The sequence below is a fragment of the Labrys sp. Lb11 genome, from assembly GCF_057554225.1.
The window spans coordinates 196408-218220 of sequence record NZ_BAAJOT010000009.1 but is presented as its reverse complement, the minus strand read 5'-3'; the positions used below and the strand labels follow the sequence as shown (position 1 = coordinate 218220).

At 68.3% G+C, this 21813-nt stretch carries 23 protein-coding genes and 1 tRNA gene; 11 read left to right on the top strand and 13 right to left on the bottom strand.

Annotation, left to right across the window (positions count from 1 at the left end; translation table 11 throughout):
* Positions 1 to 71: 71 nt before the first annotated feature.
* A complete protein-coding gene (locus tag AC27L4_RS29840) occupies positions 72 to 1205 on the top strand; it encodes an iron-containing alcohol dehydrogenase (RefSeq protein WP_487146263.1) in 1134 nt (377 codons plus the stop codon).
* Between the two features lie 95 nt (positions 1206 to 1300).
* Here the strand turns inward: AC27L4_RS29840 and AC27L4_RS29835 are convergent, their stop codons facing one another.
* Positions 1301 to 1654 (bottom strand): hypothetical protein, encoded by a 354-nt coding sequence (locus tag AC27L4_RS29835; protein WP_487146262.1) that lies wholly within the window; start codon positions 1652 to 1654, stop codon positions 1301 to 1303.
* 260 nt (positions 1655 to 1914) lie between these two features.
* Here AC27L4_RS29835 and AC27L4_RS29830 point away from each other — a divergent pair, with 260 nt between their 5' ends.
* Complete coding sequence (locus AC27L4_RS29830; RefSeq protein WP_487146261.1) at positions 1915 to 2439, top strand: hypothetical protein; 525 nt, start codon at positions 1915 to 1917, stop codon at positions 2437 to 2439.
* A gap of 1 nt (position 2440) precedes the next feature.
* A complete protein-coding gene (locus AC27L4_RS29825) occupies positions 2441 to 2752 on the top strand; it encodes a hypothetical protein (RefSeq protein ID WP_487146260.1) in 312 nt (103 codons plus the stop codon).
* Between the two features lie 9 nt (positions 2753 to 2761).
* Here the strand turns inward: AC27L4_RS29825 and AC27L4_RS29820 are convergent, their stop codons facing one another.
* Positions 2762 to 3838, bottom strand: coding sequence for an LLM class flavin-dependent oxidoreductase (locus AC27L4_RS29820; RefSeq protein WP_487146259.1), 1077 nt, complete (start codon positions 3836 to 3838; stop codon positions 2762 to 2764).
* 98 nt (positions 3839 to 3936) lie between these two features.
* On the opposite strand from AC27L4_RS29820, the gene AC27L4_RS29815 reads away from it, so the two are divergent.
* A complete protein-coding gene (locus AC27L4_RS29815; protein ID WP_487146258.1) occupies positions 3937 to 4953 on the top strand; it encodes a M23 family metallopeptidase in 1017 nt (338 codons plus the stop codon).
* A 248-nt stretch (positions 4954 to 5201) separates the two neighbouring features.
* On the opposite strand, the gene AC27L4_RS29810 is transcribed toward AC27L4_RS29815, so the two are convergent.
* Positions 5202 to 5277: transfer RNA gene (locus tag AC27L4_RS29810), tRNA-Lys, on the bottom strand.
* Between the two features lie 304 nt (positions 5278 to 5581).
* Between AC27L4_RS29810 and AC27L4_RS29805 the strand changes: the two genes are divergently transcribed.
* From AC27L4_RS29805 to AC27L4_RS29795, 3 genes are all read left to right on the top strand, one after another.
* A complete protein-coding gene (locus tag AC27L4_RS29805) occupies positions 5582 to 6064 on the top strand; it encodes a hypothetical protein (RefSeq protein WP_487146257.1) in 483 nt (160 codons plus the stop codon).
* Between the two features lie 168 nt (positions 6065 to 6232).
* A complete protein-coding gene (locus AC27L4_RS29800) occupies positions 6233 to 6793 on the top strand; it encodes a DUF4337 domain-containing protein (protein WP_487146256.1) in 561 nt (186 codons plus the stop codon).
* Positions 6794 to 6855: 62 nt separating this feature from the next.
* A complete protein-coding gene (locus tag AC27L4_RS29795; protein WP_487146255.1) occupies positions 6856 to 7131 on the top strand; it encodes a helix-turn-helix domain-containing protein in 276 nt (91 codons plus the stop codon).
* Positions 7132 to 7148: 17 nt separating this feature from the next.
* Here AC27L4_RS29795 and AC27L4_RS29790 read toward each other — a convergent pair whose 3' ends face one another.
* From AC27L4_RS29790 to AC27L4_RS29765, 6 genes are all read right to left on the bottom strand, one after another.
* Complete coding sequence (locus tag AC27L4_RS29790; protein ID WP_487146254.1) at positions 7149 to 8207, bottom strand: Gfo/Idh/MocA family protein; 1059 nt, start codon at positions 8205 to 8207, stop codon at positions 7149 to 7151.
* Between the two features lie 90 nt (positions 8208 to 8297).
* The gene (locus tag AC27L4_RS29785) at positions 8298 to 9083 is read right to left on the bottom strand and encodes a ThuA domain-containing protein (protein WP_487146253.1); all 786 of its coding nucleotides are present in this window, start codon (positions 9081 to 9083) and stop codon (positions 8298 to 8300) included.
* A gap of 157 nt (positions 9084 to 9240) precedes the next feature.
* Complete coding sequence (locus AC27L4_RS29780) at positions 9241 to 10329, bottom strand: ABC transporter ATP-binding protein (RefSeq protein ID WP_487146252.1); 1089 nt, start codon at positions 10327 to 10329, stop codon at positions 9241 to 9243.
* A 4-nt stretch (positions 10330 to 10333) separates the two neighbouring features.
* On the bottom strand, positions 10334 to 11167 hold the full coding sequence (locus AC27L4_RS29775; RefSeq protein WP_487146251.1) for a carbohydrate ABC transporter permease: 834 nt from the start codon (positions 11165 to 11167) through the stop codon (positions 10334 to 10336).
* Complete coding sequence (locus AC27L4_RS29770; protein ID WP_487146250.1) at positions 11167 to 12090, bottom strand: carbohydrate ABC transporter permease; 924 nt, start codon at positions 12088 to 12090, stop codon at positions 11167 to 11169. The genes AC27L4_RS29775 and AC27L4_RS29770 overlap by 1 nt, the downstream gene beginning before the upstream one ends.
* Before the next feature lie 213 nt (positions 12091 to 12303).
* Complete coding sequence (locus tag AC27L4_RS29765; RefSeq protein WP_487146249.1) at positions 12304 to 13563, bottom strand: ABC transporter substrate-binding protein; 1260 nt, start codon at positions 13561 to 13563, stop codon at positions 12304 to 12306.
* 408 nt (positions 13564 to 13971) lie between these two features.
* Here AC27L4_RS29765 and AC27L4_RS29760 point away from each other — a divergent pair, with 408 nt between their 5' ends.
* Positions 13972 to 14994, top strand: coding sequence for a substrate-binding domain-containing protein (locus AC27L4_RS29760; protein ID WP_487146248.1), 1023 nt, complete (start codon positions 13972 to 13974; stop codon positions 14992 to 14994).
* Between the two features lie 192 nt (positions 14995 to 15186).
* On the opposite strand, the gene AC27L4_RS29755 is transcribed toward AC27L4_RS29760, so the two are convergent.
* Positions 15187 to 16311 (bottom strand): Gfo/Idh/MocA family protein, encoded by a 1125-nt coding sequence (locus AC27L4_RS29755; RefSeq protein ID WP_487146247.1) that lies wholly within the window; start codon positions 16309 to 16311, stop codon positions 15187 to 15189.
* A gap of 147 nt (positions 16312 to 16458) precedes the next feature.
* Between AC27L4_RS29755 and AC27L4_RS29750 the strand changes: the two genes are divergently transcribed.
* Positions 16459 to 16617: a DUF1127 domain-containing protein gene (locus AC27L4_RS29750; protein WP_487146246.1), complete on the top strand. Its 159-nt coding sequence runs from the start codon at positions 16459 to 16461 to the stop codon at positions 16615 to 16617.
* 22 nt (positions 16618 to 16639) lie between these two features.
* On the opposite strand, the gene AC27L4_RS29745 is transcribed toward AC27L4_RS29750, so the two are convergent.
* From AC27L4_RS29745 to AC27L4_RS29735, 3 genes are all read right to left on the bottom strand, one after another.
* A complete protein-coding gene (locus tag AC27L4_RS29745) occupies positions 16640 to 17452 on the bottom strand; it encodes an ATP-binding cassette domain-containing protein (protein WP_487146245.1) in 813 nt (270 codons plus the stop codon).
* A 2-nt stretch (positions 17453 to 17454) separates the two neighbouring features.
* Positions 17455 to 18591, bottom strand: a complete 1137-nt coding sequence (locus AC27L4_RS29740) for an ABC transporter permease (protein WP_487146244.1) — start codon at positions 18589 to 18591, stop codon at positions 17455 to 17457.
* Between the two features lie 283 nt (positions 18592 to 18874).
* Positions 18875 to 19813 carry a sugar ABC transporter substrate-binding protein gene (locus AC27L4_RS29735; protein ID WP_487146243.1) on the bottom strand — a complete coding sequence of 313 codons (939 nt, stop codon included), beginning with the start codon at positions 19811 to 19813 and terminating at the stop codon, positions 18875 to 18877.
* Positions 19814 to 20205: 392 nt separating this feature from the next.
* Between AC27L4_RS29735 and AC27L4_RS29730 the strand changes: the two genes are divergently transcribed.
* Positions 20206 to 21051: a MurR/RpiR family transcriptional regulator gene (locus tag AC27L4_RS29730; protein ID WP_487146242.1), complete on the top strand. Its 846-nt coding sequence runs from the start codon at positions 20206 to 20208 to the stop codon at positions 21049 to 21051.
* A 115-nt stretch (positions 21052 to 21166) separates the two neighbouring features.
* Entirely contained in the window at positions 21167 to 21751 is a 585-nt protein-coding gene (locus AC27L4_RS29725; protein ID WP_487146241.1) for a PRC-barrel domain-containing protein, read from the top strand.
* Positions 21752 to 21813 lie beyond the last annotated feature (62 nt).

Below are 21813 nucleotides of genomic sequence, written 5' to 3'. Positions count from 1 at the left end.
GCACCCCCGATCCCGTCTGGACTCAAACCGCCGACAAGCGCCAGAATATATGGGGATTTCAGGACCATGCCATGAGCCTCATCGCTTATCTCACGACCATCCGTTTCGAGTTCGGCGCGGTGGCGGGCCTCGGCCAGGACCTCGTCGATCTCGGCATCACCCGCCCGATGATCGTGGCCGACGCCGGCGTCGTCGCCGCCGGCCTTGTCGAGCAGCTGCGCGATGCCGCGCCGCCGCTGCGCTCGGCGCCCCTGTTCGATGCCGTGCCGTCCAACCCGACCGAGGAGGCAGCTCTCGCCGCCGCCGCGCTCTACCGGGCGGAACGGCGCGACGGCCTGGTCGCCATCGGCGGCGGCTCACCGATCGACCTTGCCAAGGCGGTGGCGCTGCTGACCACCCACGAGGGGCCGCTCGAGACCTTCGCCGCCATCCATGGCGGCCTGCCGCGCATCACCGCGGCGGTCGCGCCGGTGATCGCGGTGCCGACCACGGCCGGCACCGGCAGCGAGGTCGGCCGCGCCGCGCTGGTGACGCTGGCGAGCGGACGCAAGCTCGGCTTCATCTCGCCCCACCTCATCCCGAAGCGTGCGGTCTGCGACCCCGACCTCACCGTCGGCCTGCCGCCGCGCCTCACTGCCGCCACCGGCATGGACGCCCTCACCCACTGCATCGAGACCTATCTCTCCCCGCGCGACAACCCGCCGGCCGAGGCCATCGCCCTCGACGGCCTGGCGCGCGCCGCGGCCTGGTTGCCCAAAGCGGTGGAGAACGGCATGAACCGGCACGCCCGCCGCGAGATGATGATGGCGGCTCTGGAGGGCGGCCTGACCTTCCAGAAGGGCTTGGGCGCCGTGCACTCGCTGTCGCATGCCCTTGGCGGCCTCAAGTCCCCGTCGCTGCATCACGGCGCCCTCAACGCGGTGCTCCTGCCAGCGGTGCTGCGCTTCAACGAGAGCTTCTCACGCCCCAAATATGTCGAATTGCGCAAGACGCTCGGCCTGCCGGCCGGCGCCGACCTAGCGCAATGGGTCGAGACCCTCAACGCCCAGCTCGGCCTGCCGCGCACGCTCAAGGAGATGGGCACGCCGCACGAGGTCTTCGCCGACATGGCCAAGGCCGCGGTCGCCGACCATTCCACCGCGACCAACCCGCGCCCGGCGACGGAGCTCGACTTCGCGGTCATGCTGGAGGAAGCCTGGGCCTGAGGGCCTGACCGAAGATCGGCCGGCGAGAGGCCGAGGGCCAAAAAGGCGAAGCCGCCCGAAGGCGGCTCCGTTACGCGGGAAGAGAGGCCGGCGCCTCAGCCGACGCATTGCTTGACATAGGTCGCCCGCTCGGTTCCGCGCGGGATCTTCTTGCTGATCGCTTCCTTGAGGCAGTCGACGCGCGCCTGGGCGACGCAGAGCTGCATCTGGTCGATCTTGTCCGGCCCCTTCGCGCCGCTCTTGCGCGTCTCTTCCTGGCAGGCGAGCCGCTTGCCGGAAGCCGGCGGCTTCTTCGCCACAGCCGGCGTGGTTGCCGCCGGCGCGGGCTGCTGGGTAGCCGGTGCCGGTGCGGCCGGTGCGGCCGGCGCCGGCGTGGTCTGGGCCATTGCAGGCCAGCTCAGCAGGCCGGCCACGAGAAGAGTCGCGGCAAGGGATGTTCTGGTCGCCATCGTCATCCTCCGAAAGGGACCGGGCGCATTGCCATCCGGAGCGCCCGGATCAAGAGGAGTGTCAGCAAAGATCGGGGCGAAAGATGGACTGAGATGTGGCCGATCCGCCACAACTGCTGCGGGCAGGACACGGTATGCAAGCCCATGGCCCTGCGCTATGACCGGCCCATGGTCCTTCGGTCCGTTCCCTCCTCCCAGACCAGCCGCCGCCTCCCTCCGCCGGGACCGGTCACGGGCTGCCGCGCATCCGGTGTGGCGCCATGACCCAGCCGCCCAGGGGCCGCCTCGTCCGGATCCTGCTATGGCCCCTCGACGCGCTCGTCGCCGTCCTCGTCATCATCGACGAGATCGTCCGGCCGATCTACCGCCCGCTCGCCCGCTGGATCGCATCGTGGCGAATCATGGCGACGATGGAATCGGCCGTGGCCGGGCTGCCGCGCTATGCCATCCTCGTCCTGCTCGCCATCCCCTTCGCCATCGCCGAGCCCCTGAAGATCCTCGGCCTGTTCTGGATCGGCCGCGGCCTGTTCCTGCCCGGCCTCGCCGTCACGGCACTCGGCCATCTCGCCACCTTCATCCTGGTGGAGCGGATCTACCACGCCGGCCGGTCCAAGCTCATGACCATCGGCTGGTTCGCCTGGCTGATCGGTCTGATCACCGCAGTGCGCGACGCCATGACGGCTTGGCTCAAGGCCACCGCGGCCTGGGCGCTGGTCCGGCGCGCCCGGACCGTCGCCACATCCTGGCTCGCCCTGATCCGATCCCGCACACAATCGAGGAAATGACATGAAACGCCCGCATGGCCCGGCGGCGCTGGCGCTGTCCCTGGCGCTTGCCGCCTGCCAGTCCGCAGCCGTCAAGCCGCCCGCGGCGACGCTCGGCCGCAATGCCCTCGCCTGCCGCAGCCCCGAGACCGTGGCGGCGCTCCAGGCCGCCGGCCCGCGCTTCCAGCGTGTCGCCGACAACGAGATGGCGAGCGGCGGCTGCCAGGTGTTCCAGGCCTCTCATCCCGTCCGCGACAAGCAGGTCGACCGTGGCCTGCTGCGCTTCGTCGACCCTGCCGGCGGCCGCATCTACTGGGCTTATCCGGCGGCCTGACCGGCGCGCTCATCCAGCGGGAACCCCCTGCGTCTGCGGGGACGCGACGGCAGCGGCGTCCAGCGCTTTCCGGACGGCCGGCGCGACCCGGGTGCCGAACAGCTCGATCGACCGCATCAGGGCGGCGTGCGGCATCGTGCCCACGCTCATCTGCATGAGGAAGCGGTCGTGGCGGAAGTGCTCGTGCTGGAAGAGAATCTTCTCCACCACCTGCTCCGGGCTGCCGACGAACAGGGCGCCGCGCAGCTCGCGCGACGCCTCGAACTGCGCCCGCGTCGCGCGGGGCCAGCCGCGTTCGCGCCCGATGCGGGACATGGTCTCGGCGTAGGGCGGGAATGCCAAGTCGGAGGCCACTTGCGACTCGTCGGCGATGAAGCCGTGCGAGTTGATGCCCAGTGCCATGCCGGCCGAGTCACGTCCTGCCTTTGCCCCCGCCTGGCGGTAGAGCCGGACCAGCGGCGCGAACTGCTCGGGCTGCCCGCCGATGATCGCGATCGCCAGGGGCAGGCCGAGCGAACCGGCCCGCGCGACCGATTGCGGCGTGCCGCCGACCGCGATCCAGACGGGCAGCGGCGCTTGCACCGGGCGCGGATAGACGCCCAGCCCCCGGATCATCGGCCGGAACTGCCCCGCCCAGGCCACCTCCCGGCTCTCCCGCAGCGCCAGCAGCAGGTCGAGCTTCTCCGCAAAGAGCGCGTCGTAGTCGCCGAGGTCGTAGCCGAACAGCGGAAACGATTCGATGAAGGAGCCGCGACCGGCCATGATCTCCGCGCGCCCGTTGGAAAGGAGGTCGACCGTTGCGAACTGCTGGAAGACGCGCACGGGGTCGTCCGAGCTCAGCACGGTGACCGCGCTGGTCAGCCGGATCGCCCGGGTGCGCACCGCGGCGGCGGCCAGGATGACGGCCGGCGCCGAGGCGATGAAGTCGGGGCGGTGGTGCTCGCCGATGCCGAAGACGTCGAGGCCGAGCTGGTCGGCCAGCTCGATCTCCTCGATCAGGTCGGCTATGCGCCGCGCCGGGGCAAGGGCGACGCCCGTCAGCGGATCGGGGGTCGCCTCCACGAAGGTGTAGATGCCGAACTCCACGGCAAGATCTCCTGCTGTCCAGGCCCCCGGGATCCGTATGTCAGGATTTCGGTCTATATAGGGTGGCGACGGATCTCCTGCAGGGTGGGAACGCGCTGATGCACCAGTTTTCGAGACGCCTCCTCGGCCTCCTGCCGCTCGCCGCCGGTCTTGCCGCCTTCGACGGCAAGCCGCCTCCGCCCCTCGCCCTGCCGCTCGACTGCAAGGTGGGGCAGTCCTGCTTCGTCCAGCAATATCTCGACCGCGATCCCGGCCCGCAGACCCTCGACTATCGCTGCGGCGGCGAGACCTATGACGGCCATGACGGCGTCGACATCCGCCTGCTGTCGACCCGGGCCGCCGAGCAGGGCGTGCGGGTGCTGGCGCCGATGGCGGGCCGGATCAAGGCCCTGCGCAACGACATGCCGGACCGGCTGGTGCGCACCGGCGACGACCGCAACGCGGTCGCCAACCGGGAATGCGGCAACGGCGTGGTGATCGAGGGGTCGGACGGCTGGGAAGCGCAGCTCTGCCACATGCGCCGGGGCAGCGTCGCCGTGAATGTCGGCGACGAAGTGCAGGCCGGCACGCCGGTGGGCTTGGTGGGCTATTCCGGTCTCGCCGCCTTCGCCCACGTCCATATGACGATCCGGCGCGGCCGCCAGGTGTTCGACCCGTTCACCGCAACCCCGATGACCGACAAGCCGGCCTGCGAGGCCGGGCCGCCGGCCGCGACGTTCTGGAACGACGAGACCAGGACCCAACTGCCCTATCATGCGGGCGAGATCATCGAGGCGAGCTTTTCGCCCCTGCCGGTGACGCTGGACCAGTTGGAGGAAAGCGGCGGCTCGCTGGAGGGGCCGAGGCCCGACAGCCCTGCCTTCGTGTTCTACGGCCGATTCATCAACCTGCGGACCGGCGACCGGGTGCGCCTGTCGCTGCTCGGCCCCGAAGGGCTGGCTCTCTCCAACCTGTCCGATCCGCTGGACCGCAACAAGGCCACGTATGTGTCCTTCGTCGGCAAGAAGCGGACGCTGCCCTCCTGGCCGGCCGGCCGCTATGTCGGCCGTGCCGAGTTGGTGCGGGATGGCCAGCCGGTGGAGAGCAAGGAGTCCAGCTACGAGCTGAAGAACTGACGCGCTCCGATTCGGTGTTCCCGCCGGCCGAGCGTCGCCGGCAATGCGAATCGTCGCGCCGGTCTCCACTGACCGCGCAGGCCCGATTCGGAGCCTGTCGAGAGGCCAGGCCGGGATTGTGATCGAGAGCTGCTGTCGGACCCGACGCTACGCCTTCGCAGTGGCGTAAGGTCTCGGGACACGCCCCCACTGCGGGTGAGCGCCAAAAAACCGATTACGATTTCTCCGAGATATCAGAGGCTTCCCGATGGTGGGCGCACTAGGGCTCGAACCTAGGACCCGCTGATTAAGAGTCAGCTGCTCTACCAACTGAGCTATGCGCCCATCGGGAAAAACCGCAGCGCGGCTTGGCCGCGCTGACGGGGGGCGATGTAGCAAAGGGAATCGGCCCTGTCCAGCACCCAGATCGTTTTTTCCGACATGACCACGATGCGCGCGGCGCACGGGTCGTCCCGATGCCGGCTTCCCAGCGGAAAATGCGCGTTCAGGGCCGCTTCCCGAGAGGTATTGCGCCGCACGTTCGCCCCAATTCTCACAAGAATTATGCTATCAGATCGGCAAGTCGGCCCGGCGGGCCGGCGGTCGGCAAACGAGATCGGCGAAGGCCGGTCCGCAAGGGAGACAGAATATGCTTCGTTCCGTATCGATCTGCTCCATCCTGGCGGTTGCCGCCGGCCTGGCATTCGCCATGCCGGCGCAGGCGCTCACCATGAAAGAGTGCAGCACCAAGTATCAGGAGGCCAAGACTGCCGGCACGCTCAAGGGCATGAAGTGGAACGACTTCCGCAAGGCCCAGTGCGGCGACGAGGATGCTTCCCCGGCCGACGCGGCGGCTGCCGAGGCCGCACCGGCGCCCGCCCCCGCGACGACCACGACGGCCGCTCCGGCGGAGCCCGCCGCGCCCGTGCCGACCGTGAAGAGCGGCAAGGTGGTGTTCCCGACCGAAATCTCCAAGCAATATGCCAATGAGTCGCCCGGCAAGGCCCGCATGCACACCTGCGTCGACCAGTGGCGCGCCAACAAGGCGAACGGCGGCAACGGCGACCTGAAGTGGATCCAGAAGGGCGGCGGCTACTACAGCCAGTGCAACGCCAAGCTGAAGGCGGGCTGAGCCTTCGCCGGCCGAGCTCTGCGACGCGGCCGCCGGACCTCCGACGGCCGTTCGCTTGCAACGACACCGATCCGCGGCCGCGCGGGGATTGCCGGCCTGTGCTTCACGCAAGGCCCGACAGTTCGACTTGAGGCCGGGAGCCCGCCCGGCCGGAACAGAACAATCGTCATGGAAGTCGAGCTCAAGACCGAGGGCAGCGCCAAGGCGCTCAACAGCGCCGTCGCCATCACGGTCGTCGCCATCTCCGTGGTGATGGCGGTCTCGAAGATCAAGGACGACAACATCGTCCAGGCCATGCAGGCCGCCAAGGCCGATGCGCTCGACACCTGGGACGAATATCAGGCCGAACGCCTGAAGATGCATTTCGCCGAGCAGACCCTGATGCTGGCCAGGCTGAAGGCCGGCCCGGCGTCGGAGGAGGCTGCCGCCGCGACGGCAGCCCTGCCGGCCAAGATCGCTGATTACGACAGCAAGTCGAAGGACCTCGCCGACAAGGCCCGGGCGCTGCAGGGCGACTATGACGCGCTCAACACCCGCGACGATCAGTTCGACCTGTCCGATGCCAGCCTTGCCATCGCCCTCTCGCTCGCGGCCGTCGCAGCCCTGACAGGCCTGTGGTGGCTGCTCGGAATTTCATGGATGTTCGGCGCCGGCGGCATCATCATGGCCTTGGCCGGCTTCGCCGGCTGGCAGCTTCACCCCGACTGGCTGGTGGCGTTCCTGACCTGAGCCGGAACCTACCGAGGCCGGCCGGCGTTCAACCGCAAGTCGGGTTTGCAGGGATGAGCGTCATGTTGACAGGCGAACAGGTCCGGGCCGCGCGCGCCTTGCTGGGCTGGTCGGAGGATCGCCTCGCCGAGGCGGCCCATGTCAGCCCTGCGATCGTGCGACGATTCGAGGATGGCGAGCCGCCGCACGACCATGCGACGGCCGACATCCTGCGGCGCGTGCTGGAGGCGGCCGGCACCGAGTTCTTCGCCCATGACGGCGGCATCGGCGTGCATTTCGGCGGCCAGTCCGGCGAAGGCATCCGCCCGGAGGATCTGAACGCCGAGAACGACGACTGAGCCCGCTCCGGCGGGCGCTACCCTGCGCCGATGCCGATCGAGCGCTGGCTCTGCTCGTCGTAGCAAAGATCGATCATCCGCTGCAGGTCGGCGGCGTGGCGGAAGGACGGATCGTCGTTGACGCCGGCGGCGACCGCGGCGACGAACTTCTGGTAGTTGGTGCGCACCGGCTCGCTGACCACGTCGCGCCAGGCCTGGGTGTGGACGTCATTGCCCGAGCACATGCGAATCGTGGTGAAGGCTGCGCCGTGGTCGAGCTCGATCGCGCCGTGGGTGCCGTAGACCGAGAGCTTCAGCGTGTTGGCGTAGCCGGTCATAAAGCGGCTGGCATGGATGACGCCGAGGGCGCCGTTGTCGAACGACACCGACATCAGCGCGCTGTCGTTGGCGTCGAGCGGATACTCGCCGATGCGGTCGCCGGGCGCCTTGTGGAACGTCTTCAGCCGCGCCTGCAGCGACACCGGCGCCATGCCCACGGCATGTTGCGTGAAGTCGAGGATGTGGATGCCGACATCGCCGAGCACGCCCTTGGAGCCGTGCGCCTCGGACAGGCGCCACAGCCACATCGGCAGGGTCTGCCAGTCGCCCCAATGATTGCCGACCAGCCAGCTCTGGCGATAGGACGCCTCGACGTGGCGCACCTCGCCGATCTCGCCAGCGGCGATCAGGGCCCTCGCCTTCTGCAGCGCCGGCACGTTACGGTAGGTCAGGTTGACCATGTTGACCAGGCCGCCGGCCTCGGCCGCGCCGGCCATGGCGTCGGCCAGCGGGAAGGTCTCGGCCAGCGGCTTCTCGCAGAACACGTGCTTGCCGGCGGCAAGCAGCTTCATCGTGGTCGGGTAATGGGCCGAATCCGGCGTGACGTTGGCGGCCGCGTCGAACTCGCCCCAGGCGATCGCCTCGTCGAGGTCGCCGAAGGGATGGGCGATGCCGTTCTGCTCGCAGAACAGGCGCGCGCGCGTCTCGTCGACGTCGACGCCCGCCACCACCTCGGCGCCTGGGTCGGCCTGGAAGGCCCTGACATGGTTGGCGGCCATGTTGCCGGTGCCGAGCACCAGGATGCGAACTTTGCTCATGTGCGGGGATGTCTGTTGCGGGAGCGAAACACGACGCGAGGCGCCCGCGGGGGCTGCGGCCGGAAGGCTCCGGCGCGTCCCCGCGTCGGCTCAGCGATACCCTTCCTCGCCGTCCTGGTGCAGGCGGGGGCCCTTCACTTCCAATGGCACCGGCGCCTTGTCGTGCGGCACGTTCGGGGCTTCGTTGACGCGCTTCCAGGCGGAGGCCGGGTTGTGGGCCCAGCGCGTGGCGTTCACCAGCACCTGCCGGACCAGGGCGTTGTGATAGGTCGGATAGGCCTCGTGGCCGGGGCGGAAGTAGAAGATGCGGCCGGCGCCGCGGTGATAGGTGAGGCCCGACCGGAACACCTCGCCGCCCTCGAACCAGGAGATGAACAGCGTCTCCATGGGCTCCGGCACGGTGAAGGGCTCGCCGTACATCTCCTCGTGCTCTATCTCGAAATAGGGCGGCAGGCCGGCGGCGATGGGATGGTTGGGGTTAAGCACCCACAGGCGCTCGACCTCGCCCGCCTCGCGCCAGGACAGGGCGCAGGGCGTGCCCATCAGCCGCTTGAAGATCTTCGAGAAATGCCCGGAATGCAGCACGATCAGGCCCATGCCCTCCCAGACCCGCTCCTGCACCCGCTCGACGATTTCGTCCTTGACCTCGCCATGGGCGGTATGGCCCCACCACACGAGCACGTCGGTGTTCTTCAGCCGCTCGGCGGTGAGCCCGTGCTCGGGCTCGTCGAGGGTCGCTGTCTCGACGGCGATGCCGCCGGCCTCCCGCAGCACGCCGGCGATCTCGCCGTGAATGCCGCGCGGATAGAGCTGCCGGACCAGCTTGTTGGTCTGCTCGTGGCGGTTCTCGTTCCAGACAAGCGCGCGAATGGTCATGGAGTTTCCTTTTCGATGCCGTGGTTCACTGCGCGGGTGCGCGGCCTGGCGGGCCGCCCCCTCCCGCGCCGGACGGCGCCCTCCGACCCGCGGCGCGCGGGCCGGACAGCGCCGGTCGATCCTTCGATCCAGGCAGCCCGCGGGCGGGGCCGACCTCTCACTGCAGCCTCGGCAAGGCCAGACCGTCCTTCCTGAAGACGTGGCAGGCCTCGCCGGGTATGCCGATATTGAGGCGAGATTTTGCCCGCACCGGCGCGTCGCCGCCGGCGCGGATGGTGACGAGCTTGCCGTCCGGCGTGCGGACATAGAGGAAGTGGCTCTCGCCGAGCTCCTCGACCACGTCGACGTCGCCGGGCATCGAGCCGTCGGACTGGCCGTCCGACAGGTGCTCGGGCCGCACGCCGAGCTTGACCGCCTCGCCGGCCGAGACGCCGCCGCCATTGACCCTGGCCACCACCGAGCCGCCGCCGGGCAGCGACACCTTGACGCCGGACGCATCCGCCGCCAGCACCTCGGTGTCGATGAAGTTCATCTGCGGCGACCCGATGAAGCCGGCCACGAACAAGTTCTTGGGCCGGTGATACAGTTCCAGCGGCGCGCCGACCTGCTCGACATTCCCGGCATTGAGCACGACGATCTTGTCGGCCAGCGTCATGGCCTCGACCTGGTCGTGGGTGACATAGACCATGGTCGCGCCCATCTCGGCGTGCAGCTTGGCGATCTCGATGCGCATCTGCACGCGCAGGGCGGCGTCGAGGTTGGACAGCGGCTCGTCGAACAGGAACACCTTCGGCTCGCGCACGATCGCCCGGCCGATGGCGACGCGCTGGCGCTGGCCGCCCGAGAGCTGCTTGGGCAGGCGGTCGAGCAGCGGCGTCAGCTCCAGGATGCGGGCCGCCTCGCGCACCTTGGCCTCGGCCTTCTCCCTGGAGACCTTGGCCAGCTCCAGGCCGAAGCCCATGTTCTCCATCACCGTCATGTGCGGGTAGAGCGCGTAGGACTGGAACACCATGGAGATGCCCCGGTCCTTCGGCGTCTTGTCGTTGACGCGCCGGCCGTCGATCAGGAGATCGCCGGAGGTGATGTCCTCCAGCCCGGCGATCAGGCGCAGCAGGGTCGACTTGCCGCAGCCCGAGGGGCCGACGAACACGACGAAGTCCCTGTCCTCGATCTCGAGGTTGACGCCGTGGACGGTCTCGATGCGCCCGAAAGACTTGCGGATGTTCTTCAAGGTCACGGTGGCCATGGGATCAGCCTTTCACGGCGCCGGCGGTCAGGCCCGCCACGATTTTTCTCTGGAAGACCAGGACGAGGACGATGAGCGGCAGCGTCACGATCACCGACGCGGCCATGATGTTGCCCCAGGGCAGCTCGTGCTGGGTGGCGCCGGTGATCAGGGCGATGGCGACCGGCACGGTGCGCTGCTCGTTGGTGAGGGTGAAGGTCAGGGCGAACAGGAACTCGTTCCAGGCGGCGATGAAGGCGAGCAGGCCGGTGGTGACCAGGGCCGGCCACATCAGCGGCAGGAACACCCGGCGCACCACCACCCAGGGCGTGGCGCCGTCGACGAAGGCCGCCTCCTCCAGTTCGCGCGGCAATTCGCGCATGAAGGTGGTCAGCACCCACACCGTGAACGGCAGCGTCAGGATCAGGTTGGCCAGGATCAGGCCGGGCATGGAGTTGTAGACGCCGAGGATGCGGATCAATTCGAACATGCCCGAGAGCACCGCCACCTGCGGGAACATCGACACGGCCAGCACCGTCATCAGGAGCACGCCGCGGCCGCGGAAGTGCACCCGGCCGAGGGCATAGGCCGCGGTGACGCCGAGGAACAGCGATATCATCACCACCGTCACCGCCACCACGATCGAGTTGAGGATGTTGCGGGCGAAGGGCTGCTCGCGGAACACCGAGACGTAGTTGCCGAAGTCGAAGCTGTGCGGCAGGTAGGTCACCGTGAACAGCTCGGAGCCCGACTTCAGCGACGACAGGATGGCATAGTAGAACGGGAACACCGCATAGAGGACGATGACGGCGACCAGGGCCCAGAAGCCGATCGCCTTGAGAATGTCCGTGGGCTTCATCAGCGAGCCTCCTCGGTCAGGCGGACCTTGCCGGCGGTCAGGGCGATGGCGGTGATGACCGCGATGATGACGAACAGCAGCGTCGCCGCGGCCGAGCCGACGCCGACCTCCTGGAAGTCGACCAGCTGCTGGCGGGCGAAGCCGGACATCGAGATGGTGTCGCGGCTGTTCGAGGTCAGCACGTAGATCAGGTCGAAGATGCGCAGGGCGTCGAGGGCGCGGAAGATCACCGCCACCATCAGTGCCGGCCGGATCAGCGGCAGCGTCACCTTGAAGAACACCTTCACCGGATGGACGCCGTCGACCTTGGCCGCCTCGTAGCAGTCGGAGGGCAGCATCTGCAGCGCCGCCAGGATCAGCAGGGCCATGAACGGTGTCGTCTTCCAGACGTCGACCATCACCACCGCCCACATCGCCGTGTTGGAATTGGCGGTCCAGGCGATCGGCGCGGAGATGATGTGCAGGTGCATCAGCATGTCGTTGAGCACGCCGAACTGGTCGTGCAGCATCCAGCCCCACATCTTGGCCGAGACGATGGTGGGGATCGCCCAGGGCACCAGCACGGCGGCGCGGACGATGGCGCGGCCCTTGAAGTCGGCGTTGAGCACCAGCGCGACGATCGTGCCGAGGATCGTCTCCAGCACGACCGAGACGATCGAGAACCACAGCGTGTTGTAGACCGCGCGCCACCACAGCGGGTCGACCAGCAGGCCGGCCCATTCGCCGTCATAATTGGCGATGTAGTTGTCGAAGCCGATGAACTCGGCCTTGGTCAGGTCGGAGAGGTTCGCATCGGTCAAGCCGAGCCAGATGGTGCGGATCAGCGGCCATCCGGCCACCAGCGCCAGCACCACCAGCATCGGCGCGAGGAACAGCCAGGCGGAGCGCAGCCTGGCGCGCGTCAGTTCGGAACGATTGGCCATTGTCTCTGCCCCCAAAGGCGGATGATCGGGCCGGTTCGGCCGGCACCGGACTTGTGCCGCGCGTCCCGGCCGGGACTGCTCACGCACGAAACCGGGCCTGCCGGCCCCAGGGCGGGCGGGCCGGCGGACATCGTCGGAGAGGAGGGAAAGCGGCGCCGCGGACATTTGCGTCACGCGGCGCCCAGTCGGGAGGAGACCCTTACGACCGCGCGCCTACCACTTGTTGCGCTTGATCTTCTTCAGCTCGCTCTCGAGCGAGGCCAGCGAAGCATCCGCCTTTTCCTTGCCGGACAGCACGGCGTGCACCGCGTTCCAGAAGGCGTTGGACACCTTGTTGTACCTGTCGCCGGTGATCTTGGACGGGCGCGCCACGGCGCTGGTGAAGGTCGCCTTCAGGCTGCCGAAGAAGGGCACCGCCTTCAGCACGTCCGGATCCTCGTAGAGCGCGGCGATGGTCGGGTTGTAGGAGCCGACAATGGCCCGGCGCTTCTGCTCGTCCTTCGAGGTCAGGTACATGACGAGGTCGGCCGCCGCGTCCTGGTTCTTGGAGTATTTCGACACGGCAAGCTGCCAGCCGCCGAGCGTGCCGGTATTCTTGCCGTCGGCGCCGCCCTTGGGCAGCGCGACCACCCCGACCTTGCCCTTGATCGGCGAGTCGGCGTTGTTGGCCAGCGTCCAGGCATAGGGCCAGTTGCGCATGAAGGCGGCATTGCCCCCCTGGAAGACGCCGCGCGCTTCCTCCTCGCCGTAGTTCAGCACGCCGCCCGGCGCGATCGTGTTGATCCAGCCCGCTGCCAGCGCCACGGCCTCGAGGGCCTTCGGGTTGTTGATGGTGATCTTGCCCTGGCCGTCGACGATGGTGCCGCCGCCATGGCTGTCGATCCACTCCAGCGCATTGCAGGTCAGCCCCTCATAGGCGCGGCCCTGGAAGACGAAGCCGAAAAACTTGTCGTTGCCCGCCTTGCGCTCGCCGTCCTGCACCTTGGCGGCGGTGTCGGTCAGCTCCTGCCAGGTGGTCGGGGGCTGGAGGCCGTACTTCTCCAGAAGGTCCTTGCGGTAGTAGAGCACGCCCGCATCGGTGAACCACGGCATGGCCAGCAGCTTGCCGTCGATGGTGTTGTTGTCGATGATCGCCGGGAAGTGCTCCTTCTCCGCTCCCTTGGAATAGGGGGCGAGATCGATGAAATGGTTGCCCAGGATGCCGGGCCAGATCACGTCGACCTGGAAGACGTCGATGTCGCCGGCGCCGGCCGAAAGCAGCTGCTGGTAGAGCGCCAGGCGTTCATTGGTGTCATTCGGCGTCGAGACGATCTTCACCGTGTTGCCGGTCTTCTTGGCCCAGGCCTCCGCCCCCTCCTTGCACAGGGCGAGCTCCTGGCCGACGGCGCCGCAGGACAGGCCGATCTCGGCGGCATGGGAATAACCGGTCATCGCGATGGTCGCACCGGCGGCAAGCAACAGGCGACGAAACATACAGTGCTCCTCCCTCATGAGTCCGCGGCGGCGCCTCGCGCGAGGAGACGGACAGGCCCGGACGATTGCGTTCCTCGGCGACGCCCCCTTGCCGGAGGTCGTGAAAGCAGCACTCAAAGCGCTTTGGATATTCATGCGCAGACCTTGGTTTTTTGTCAAGAGCCAAACGCTCACCGCAGTGAGCGTTTGGCTCGACCTTGAGGCCGCGCGTCTGCCGAGGCCAGCCAACTCCATGGCTTTGCGCAACAAAATCGTCCCAGCGGCTGCGGCTTGGTTTCAGCCGTGGCCCTGCCTGCGACATCGAATTTCACTTGCCAGCGTCAAAGCGCTTTGACAAACTCGGCGCCAAGCAGTGGCCGGAGCCAACCGGCCCGCGCCGCCGTCGCCACGATCGGGAGGTTCGTCGCGGTGAATCTGAAGGAGCTTTCCGAGCATCTCGGCCTGTCGCAGACCACTGTCAGCCGGGCGCTGAACGGTTATCCGGAAGTCGGCGAGGAGACGCGCCGCCGCGTCGCCGAGGCGGCCAGGCAGTTCCACTACCGGCCCAACGCCAATGCCCGCAAGCTGGCCACCGGGCGGGCCGGCGCCATCGGCATCGTGCTGTCGACCGGCCGAAACCCGTTGCTCGACCCGATCTTCACCGATTTCCTTGCCGGCGTCGTCGATGGCAGCGCCGCCAGCGACACCGACGTGCTGGTCTCCTCCCCGCGCGGCGACGAGACCGAAGCCTATCGCCGCATGGCGCGCGGCCGCTCGGTCGACGCGGTGATCCTGTCCTCGCCCCTGTTGGAGGACGGGCGCGTGACGATGCTGCAGCGGCTGCAGCTGCCCTTCGTGCTGCATGGCCGCACCAGGAGCCAGACCGCCTGCGCCTCGCTCGACATCGACAACGAGGAGGCGTTCCGCAACGCCACCGGCATGCTCGCCGATCTCGGCCATCGCCGCATCGGCCTGATCAATGGCGAGACGTGCTTCACCTTCGCGCTGCACCGCGAGCGCGGCTGGCGCGAGGCCCTGACCGCGCGCGGCCTGCCCGCCCCGCCGTCGCTGGCGGCGAGCGGCCCGATGACCGAAGAGAATGGCTACCGGCTGACGCGCTCCCTGTTCGAGCAGGAGGGGCCGCCGACCGCCCTGCTCTGCTCGTCGATCTTCGCCGCGCTCGGTGCCATGCGCGCCGCCCGCGACACCGGCCGGGCTATTGGCCGCGACCTGTCGCTGGTCGCCCACGACGACGGCCTCGCCGCGATCCGGCCAGAGACGCTGACCCCGGCGCTCACCACCACCTTCTCCTCGATCCGAGCCGCCGGCCAGCGCATCGCCGAAATGGCCCAGGATCTGGCCCGCGGCGCCGACCCGGGCACGCTGCGCGAGGTCTGGCCGGTCGACCTCGTGTTCCGCAGCTCGTCCTTGCCGCCGCCGCGCGGCGCCTAAAAAAAACCGCGCCCCTTGGGGCGCGGCCTCATCGGACCCATTGCAGCGGGAGGGGCCTGCGGGCCGGTGAGACGAGGTTATCTCGTCGAACGGCACCATGGTACCCGAGTTCATCGGGATTCGGCCATGGTTGCTTCAGATTTTCTGTGCATAGCCGGCTCCGGGGCGGGCTTGCCGTCAGCCGCTGGCCTCCTACGCCTCGACGTCGCGGACCTCGACCCATCCTCCGGCCTCGAAGCTGCGGGCGATCGCGTGCACGGTGCGCTCGATCGCCAGTCCGTCGTCGAAGTCGAGCAGGTTCGACGCCTCGCCCCGGATCCGGCCGATCAACTCGCGGCATTCGATGACCTTGAGGTCGTTGAAGCCGAGGCCATGGCCCGGGGCCGGGATGAACCTGTCATAGGGCGGATGCACCGGGCCGGCGAGCACGCTGCGGAAGCCTTGCGTCGCCACCGGCCCGTCGCGGGTGAAGATCTGCACCTCGTTGAACCGTTCCTGGTCGAAGGCGATCGTGCCCTTGTCGCCGAAGATCTGCAGCTGGATGCGTCCCTTGCGACCCCACGCGGCCCGGTTGACGGCGATGAAGCCCGAGGCGCCGCTCTCCAGGCGGATCAGCGCGGTCGCCGTGTCGTAGTTCTCCACAGCGCGGCGGCCGCCATCCGCCGTCGACCGTTCGGCATAGGGCCTGGACATGTCGCCGAAGACCCGCTCCACCCCGCCGAAGATCGAGCGCAGCAGGCTGAGCGGATGCACGGCGAAGTCGTCGATCGCGCCATAGCCCGAGGCCGCCTGGTTGCGGCTGCTGAACGGCGCCGCCGGATCGGCCATGAAGTCCTCGTCCATTTCGAGGCGGACATGGTTGACCACGCCGATCGTCCCCTCGCCCACCAGGCGGCGGATCAGGCGCATGACCGGGTTCTGGATGTAGTTGTAGCCGAGCACGGCGTGCCGGCCGCTGGCCTTCCAGGCCGCGTGCATGGCCTGCGCGTCCGCCAGCGAGGTCGCCATCGGCTTCTCGCACCAGACGTGCTTGCCGGCCTGCAGGGCCGCGATCGCCATCTCGGCATGGAACTGGTTCGGCGTGGTGATGGAGACGACGTCGACCGCCGGGTCCGTCACCAGGGAACGCCAGTCCGCCGTCGCGCGGGCAAAGCCCAACTCGCCGGCCCTGCGGCGCGCCAGGTCTTCCGTCGCCTCGGCCAGCACCGCCAGCCGCGGCCGTTCGACGTCGCCGAACAGCGGCGCCACCGCATTCCAGGCCAGGGCATGGCATTTGCCCATATATCCCGTGCCGATCAGCCCGACACCGATGCTCATTTTGGATTCCTCGCTAGCCAAACGTTTGCGCCATGCAATCGCGTCATGGCCGCCATTCCCTGCGATTGTGCAATGCAGCACAGATTCGACATATATTGCGGTGCATATAGTCCGGTACGAACAGTTCAGAGCAGAGGGATCAAGACCATGATCTTCGCCAGCTTCATCGCCTCGATCATCGCCCGTTATCGTGCCGACAAGGCCTATCGCCAGTGCCTGCGCGAGCTGGACTCGCTGGACGACCGCGAGATGACCGAGCTCGGCATCTCGCGCGCCGACTTCCCCCGGATCGCTCGCCAGGGCTGAACGCCCCGGCGAGGCACGCCGCTCAGATCGTTCCCCCCAGCTCGCTGGAGAGCTGGGCCAGTTCCTTGCCGCCGGCCATCAGGTTCTGCAGTTCGTCCATCGGGATCTCGCTCTTGGCATAGGTACCGAGCGTCTTGCCGCGGTTGAGGATGGTGAACCGGTCGCCGACCGCATAGGCATGGCGGACATTGTGGGTGATGAAGATCACTCCCAGGCCGTTCTGCCTGACCAGGTTGATGTATTTCAGCACCATCGAGGTCTGGGCCACGCCGAGCGCCGAGGTCGGCTCGTCGAGGATCAGCACCTTGGCGCCGAAATAGACCGCCCGGGCGATGGCGACGCATTGGCGCTCGCCGCCGGAGAGCGTGCCCACCGCCTGGTGCGGGTCGCGGATGTCGATGCCGATCTTCTTCATCTCCTCGCGCGTCACCGGATTGGCGAACTCGAAGTCGAAATATTTGAACGGCCCGAATCCCTTCTTCGGCTCGCGTCCCATGAAGAAGTTCCGGGTGATCGACATCAGCGGGATCATCGCCAGATCCTGGTAGACCGTGGCGATGCCGGCATCGAGCGCGTCGCGCGGGCTCTCGAAGGTCACCGGTCTCCCCTCCACATAAAACTCGCCCGAGGTCGGCTTGTGGACGCCCGAAAGCGTCTTGATCAGCGTCGACTTGCCGGCGCCGTTGTCGCCGAGCAGGCAGAGCACCTCCCCGGCCCCGACCGACATCGACACGCCCGACAGGGCGATCACCGAGCCGAACTGCTTGACGATGTTGCGCACGTCGATGATCGGCGTCGAACCTGCGGCTGCGCCTTGCGGTGCGTCATGGGCCATGGTCAGCGCTCCCCCGTCACTTTCCTGCGGATATAGTTGTTCAGCAGCACAGCGATCAGCAGCATCGCCCCCAGGAACACCTTGAAGTAGTCGGCGTCGAAGGTGGTGAAGCCCAGGCCGATCGAGACCATGCCGAAGATCAGCGCGCCGATGAAGGCGCCGATCGCCGAGCCGTAGCCGCCGGTGAGCAGGCAGCCGCCGATCACCGCCGCGATGATCGCCTTGAACTCCAGGAGGTCGCCGCGCTTGGCGTCGGCCGAGCCGGTGTTGAGCACGGTGATGATCGCCGTCAGCGCCGCCGCCGAGGCGGTGAGCATGAACAGGCCGGTCTTCACCTTGGTCACCGGCACGCCGGAATTGCGCGCGGCGTCGGGATGACCGCCGGAGGCGAAGATCCAGTTGCCGACCTGCGTGCGCAGCAGCACCCAGGTGGCGATCGCCGTCAGGCCGAGGAACCACAGGATCGAGACCGGCACGCCCTTGATCGAGGGAGTGCCGTCGGCGAACTTGGTGACCCAGCCCTTGTCCGCCATCCAGACGAACAGGCCGGGGAAGGCCCTGCCCGAGAAGAGCGACACCAGCACGCCGTCGCCGATCGCATCCTTGATGCCGCTGAGCTGGGTGTTGCCGCCCGTGACCTTCTTCAGGCCCACCAGGGTGGCGCCGCTGAGGATGAACAGGAAAGCCAGCGTCACGATGAAGGACGGCAGCCGCGTGCGGATGACCAGTTGCCCGTTGAGCGCGCCCAGCGCCATCGCCACCACGAAGGTGAACGGGATGGCCAGGATCAGCGGCAGGCCCATGGCCGTGATCGCCGTGCCGAAGACGAGGCCCGTGAAGGCGACCATGGAGCCGATCGACAGATCGAATTCGCCGCCGATCATCAGGAGGGCGGCGGCGATGGCGGCGATGCCGAGCGTCGCCGAATAATCCAGGATCACCAGCATGCCGTTGAGGGTGAACATGCCCGGCCGCGCCGTGAGCGCGAAGAAGATGACGACGAAGACGAGGCCCGCGACGGCGCCGAGCTCCGGCCGGCGCATCATCTGCGTCAGGGCGGAGACCTGCTTGACCCGCTCGTCCGCCCTTGCCGCGGCAGGGGCCGTGCCCACGCCGGCTGCATCCTTGATATGCGTCATTGCGCCCTCCCCAATCTGCGTGAGGGGTCCAGGACCCCGGGATTGCAACGTGCGACTGCCTTGCGCGCCTGCCGGAGCGGCTGCCCCTCACCCCCGACGGGAACGCAGCGGCGCCTTCGCGCACGGCGCCGCCGGATAGAGGCCGCCCGCATCCGGCTTGCCGTGCCGGGCGATGCTGGCCTTCGGGCCGCATCGGGGCAGGTGCACCGGGACGGAAACCGCGGCCGAGGCGGCGGCAGTCGGAGCGGCTTCCGGCCCCCGCGGGCGGGAAGCCGCCCGGGCGTCAGCGGATGCCCTTGGCCGAGAGCTCGACCACCTGGGCCGCCTTGTCCTTGGTGATCAGGTTCGGGCCGGACGGCACGTTGCCGCCGGGGATCAGGCCGTACTTGGCGTAGTTGGCCAGGAAGACCACCGGCAGATAGCCCTGGAGGAACTGCTGCTGGTCGATGGCGAAGGCCGCCTCGCCGGCGGCGATCGCCTTGAGGAAGTTCGCCGACATGTCAAAGGTGGCGACGTTGATCTTGCCGGTGAGGCCCGCCTCCTTGACCGCCGCCAGCGAGGGCTCGCCCGCCGTGCCGGCGCCGAGGGCCATGATGGTGTCGACCGAGGTGTCGGCCGCCAGGGCGGCGCGGACCTTGGCCTGGACGTCGGCCGGTTCGTTGGACACCGGCACCACCGTCACCTTGCCGCCGAAGCCATCGGCGAAGCCCTTGCAGCGGGCGTCGAGCGCGGCGTTGCCGACTTCCTGGTTGACGCACAGGCCGACCTTGCCACCCATCTCCTTGAGCTTCTCGCCGGCGGCCTTGCCGGCCGGATACTCGTCCTGGCCAACATGCAGCAGGGCGCCGAGCGACTTGGAGACGTCTGAGCCGGAATTCATCGAGATCACCGGGATGCCCGCCGCCACCGCGTTCTTGATCGAGGCGCCGAGCGCCGAGGCGTCGGGGATCGAGACGATCAGGCCCGCGGGCTTCTGGGCCACGGCCGCATCGATCAGCTGGCTCATCGCCACCATGTCGAAGGTCTCGGGCGCGCGATAGTCGACCTGCACGCCGACATCCTTGGCGCCGGCGGCCACGCCGTTCTTGACCACCGACCAGAACGGGTCATTGGCCTGGCCGTGGCTGACGACGATGAGATGGATGTCCTCGGCGACGGCCGGCGTGATCGCGACGGCGGCCAGCGCGACGGCAGCCGCGAGCCCGGCGAAGAGACGTTTCATGGGTTTCCTCCACAAGTCTTGGGTCCGGTTGTTTCCGGGCGCGGCCGAAGGCATGGCGCGGGCGGCCTCCCGGGAGGTGGGGGCGGCGGGCCGAAGCGGCTCGGACTGCCGCTCCCGGGTCACCTCCGTCCCTATTGTCAGACCAAAAATGGAATGATCAGTTCTTTTTATTGCATTAACGAAATTCTTATTCCATTTTGACGGAGACGTGTCAAGGGCGCATTGAAGCGCCCCGAGGGAAACGCGGCCGGGGGACCATGCGAGGCCGGAACGAGGCTCCGCGGCGGACCGGGTTCGCCGTCTGTCCGGACACCGGCATTCGCGAAATCGGACGGATGGAGTAGGTTGCAGCCATGGTCGAAACGCTCTCGGATGGAACGACGACGGGTCCCATGACGATAACTTCAGCGCCGGCGGAGGCTGCGCCGACGGACTATGACGACTTCGCGGCCCGGCTGGCGGCCCAGGCCGCGAGCCTGCCCAAGCGCCTGCGCCAGGTGGCGGCCTATGCGGCCGAGCACCCCGACGAGATCGCCCTCGGCACGGCGGCGGAGGTGGCGGCGCGCGCCGGCGTCCAGCCCTCCACGCTGGTGCGCTTCGCCAAGGCCCTGAACTATGACGGCTTTTCCGAGCTGCAGCAGATCTTCCGCAGCCGCCTGAAGGAACGCTTTCCCGACTATCGCCAGCGCGTCGCCCTGCTGCGCAGCTCGGGCAGCGAAGGCTCGATCTCGGCGCCCCTGCTCGAGGGGTTCGCCCATGCCGCGGCGGTGTCGATCGACCGGCTGCGCGGCACCGCCGACACCGCCGTGATCGACAGGGCGATCGACCTGCTCGCCGGTGCCGACATCATCCACCTGCTCGGTGCCCGCCGGCTCTTTCCCGTGGCGGCCTATCTCGCCTATGCCTTCGGCAAGCTCGGCGTGCGCTGCTCCCTGGTCGACCATGTCGCCCAGCTCGCCCCCGAGCAGATGGCGCTCGCCGGTCCCGGCGACGTGGTCATGGCGCTGAGCTTCACGCCCTATTCGCCGGTGACCCTCGACCTTGCCCAGGCGGCGGCCAGGCGCGGCCTGCCGATCCTGGCCGTCACCGACAGTCCCTTCAGCCCGCTTTCGGCCCTGGCCACCGTACGCCTCGACGTGGTCGAGGCCGACCACGGCGCCTTCCGCTCCCTTGCCGCCACCTTCGCCCTGGCCATGACGCTGGCGGTCGGCACGGCCGAGAGGAAGGGCCTGGAATAGAGTTTTCGGCCATTGCGCCGACTGCCGAGCCGCTGCCGCGGCTGCCCGAACGGGAACAATGGCAGGATCGAGCCGTTTGCCTCCGTGTGCGGACCATTGGACACAGGAGGATAGGATGTCCCGTTCCGACCTCGCATGGGCCCTCGCCGCCGCCATGCTCGCGGCCGCCCCAGCCCTGGCGCAGACCGATACGACCACGCCGGCAGCCCAGGCTCCGGCACCGGCGGAAATGACGCCCGCCAAGACCCCCGCCGCGGCCGGCGCGGCCAGCTTCCTGACTCAGGCCGAGAAGGGCGAGTACCGGGCCAGCCAGCTCGCCGGCGTCAACATCTACAATTCCAACGATGAATCGATCGGCGAGGTGACCGAGCTGCTGGTCGACAAAGGCGGAGCGATCAAGGCTGTCGTCATCGGCGTCGGCGGCTTCCTCGGCATCGGCCAGAAGAATGTCGCCCTGCCCTATACGGCGATCAAGTGGGAGGATAAGGCCAAGCAGAGCGCGGCGGTCGGCATGGCGCCCGGTGCTCCCGCCGCGCCGGGGGTGCCGGCCGCGCCGGACGGTGCCGGCGGCTCGACGGCCGCTGTGCCGGCTGTCGACAACACCGTGCGCGATTACCCCGACCACGGCATTCTCGACATGACCAAGGACCAGCTCATGGCGGCCCCGGACTTCAAGTTCGCGTCGCAAGCCGCAAAGTGAGCGGAATGCAACCGGCGCCGGGAGGGGCGGCCCTGCCCCTTCCGGCCGCAGTCGCGGAGATC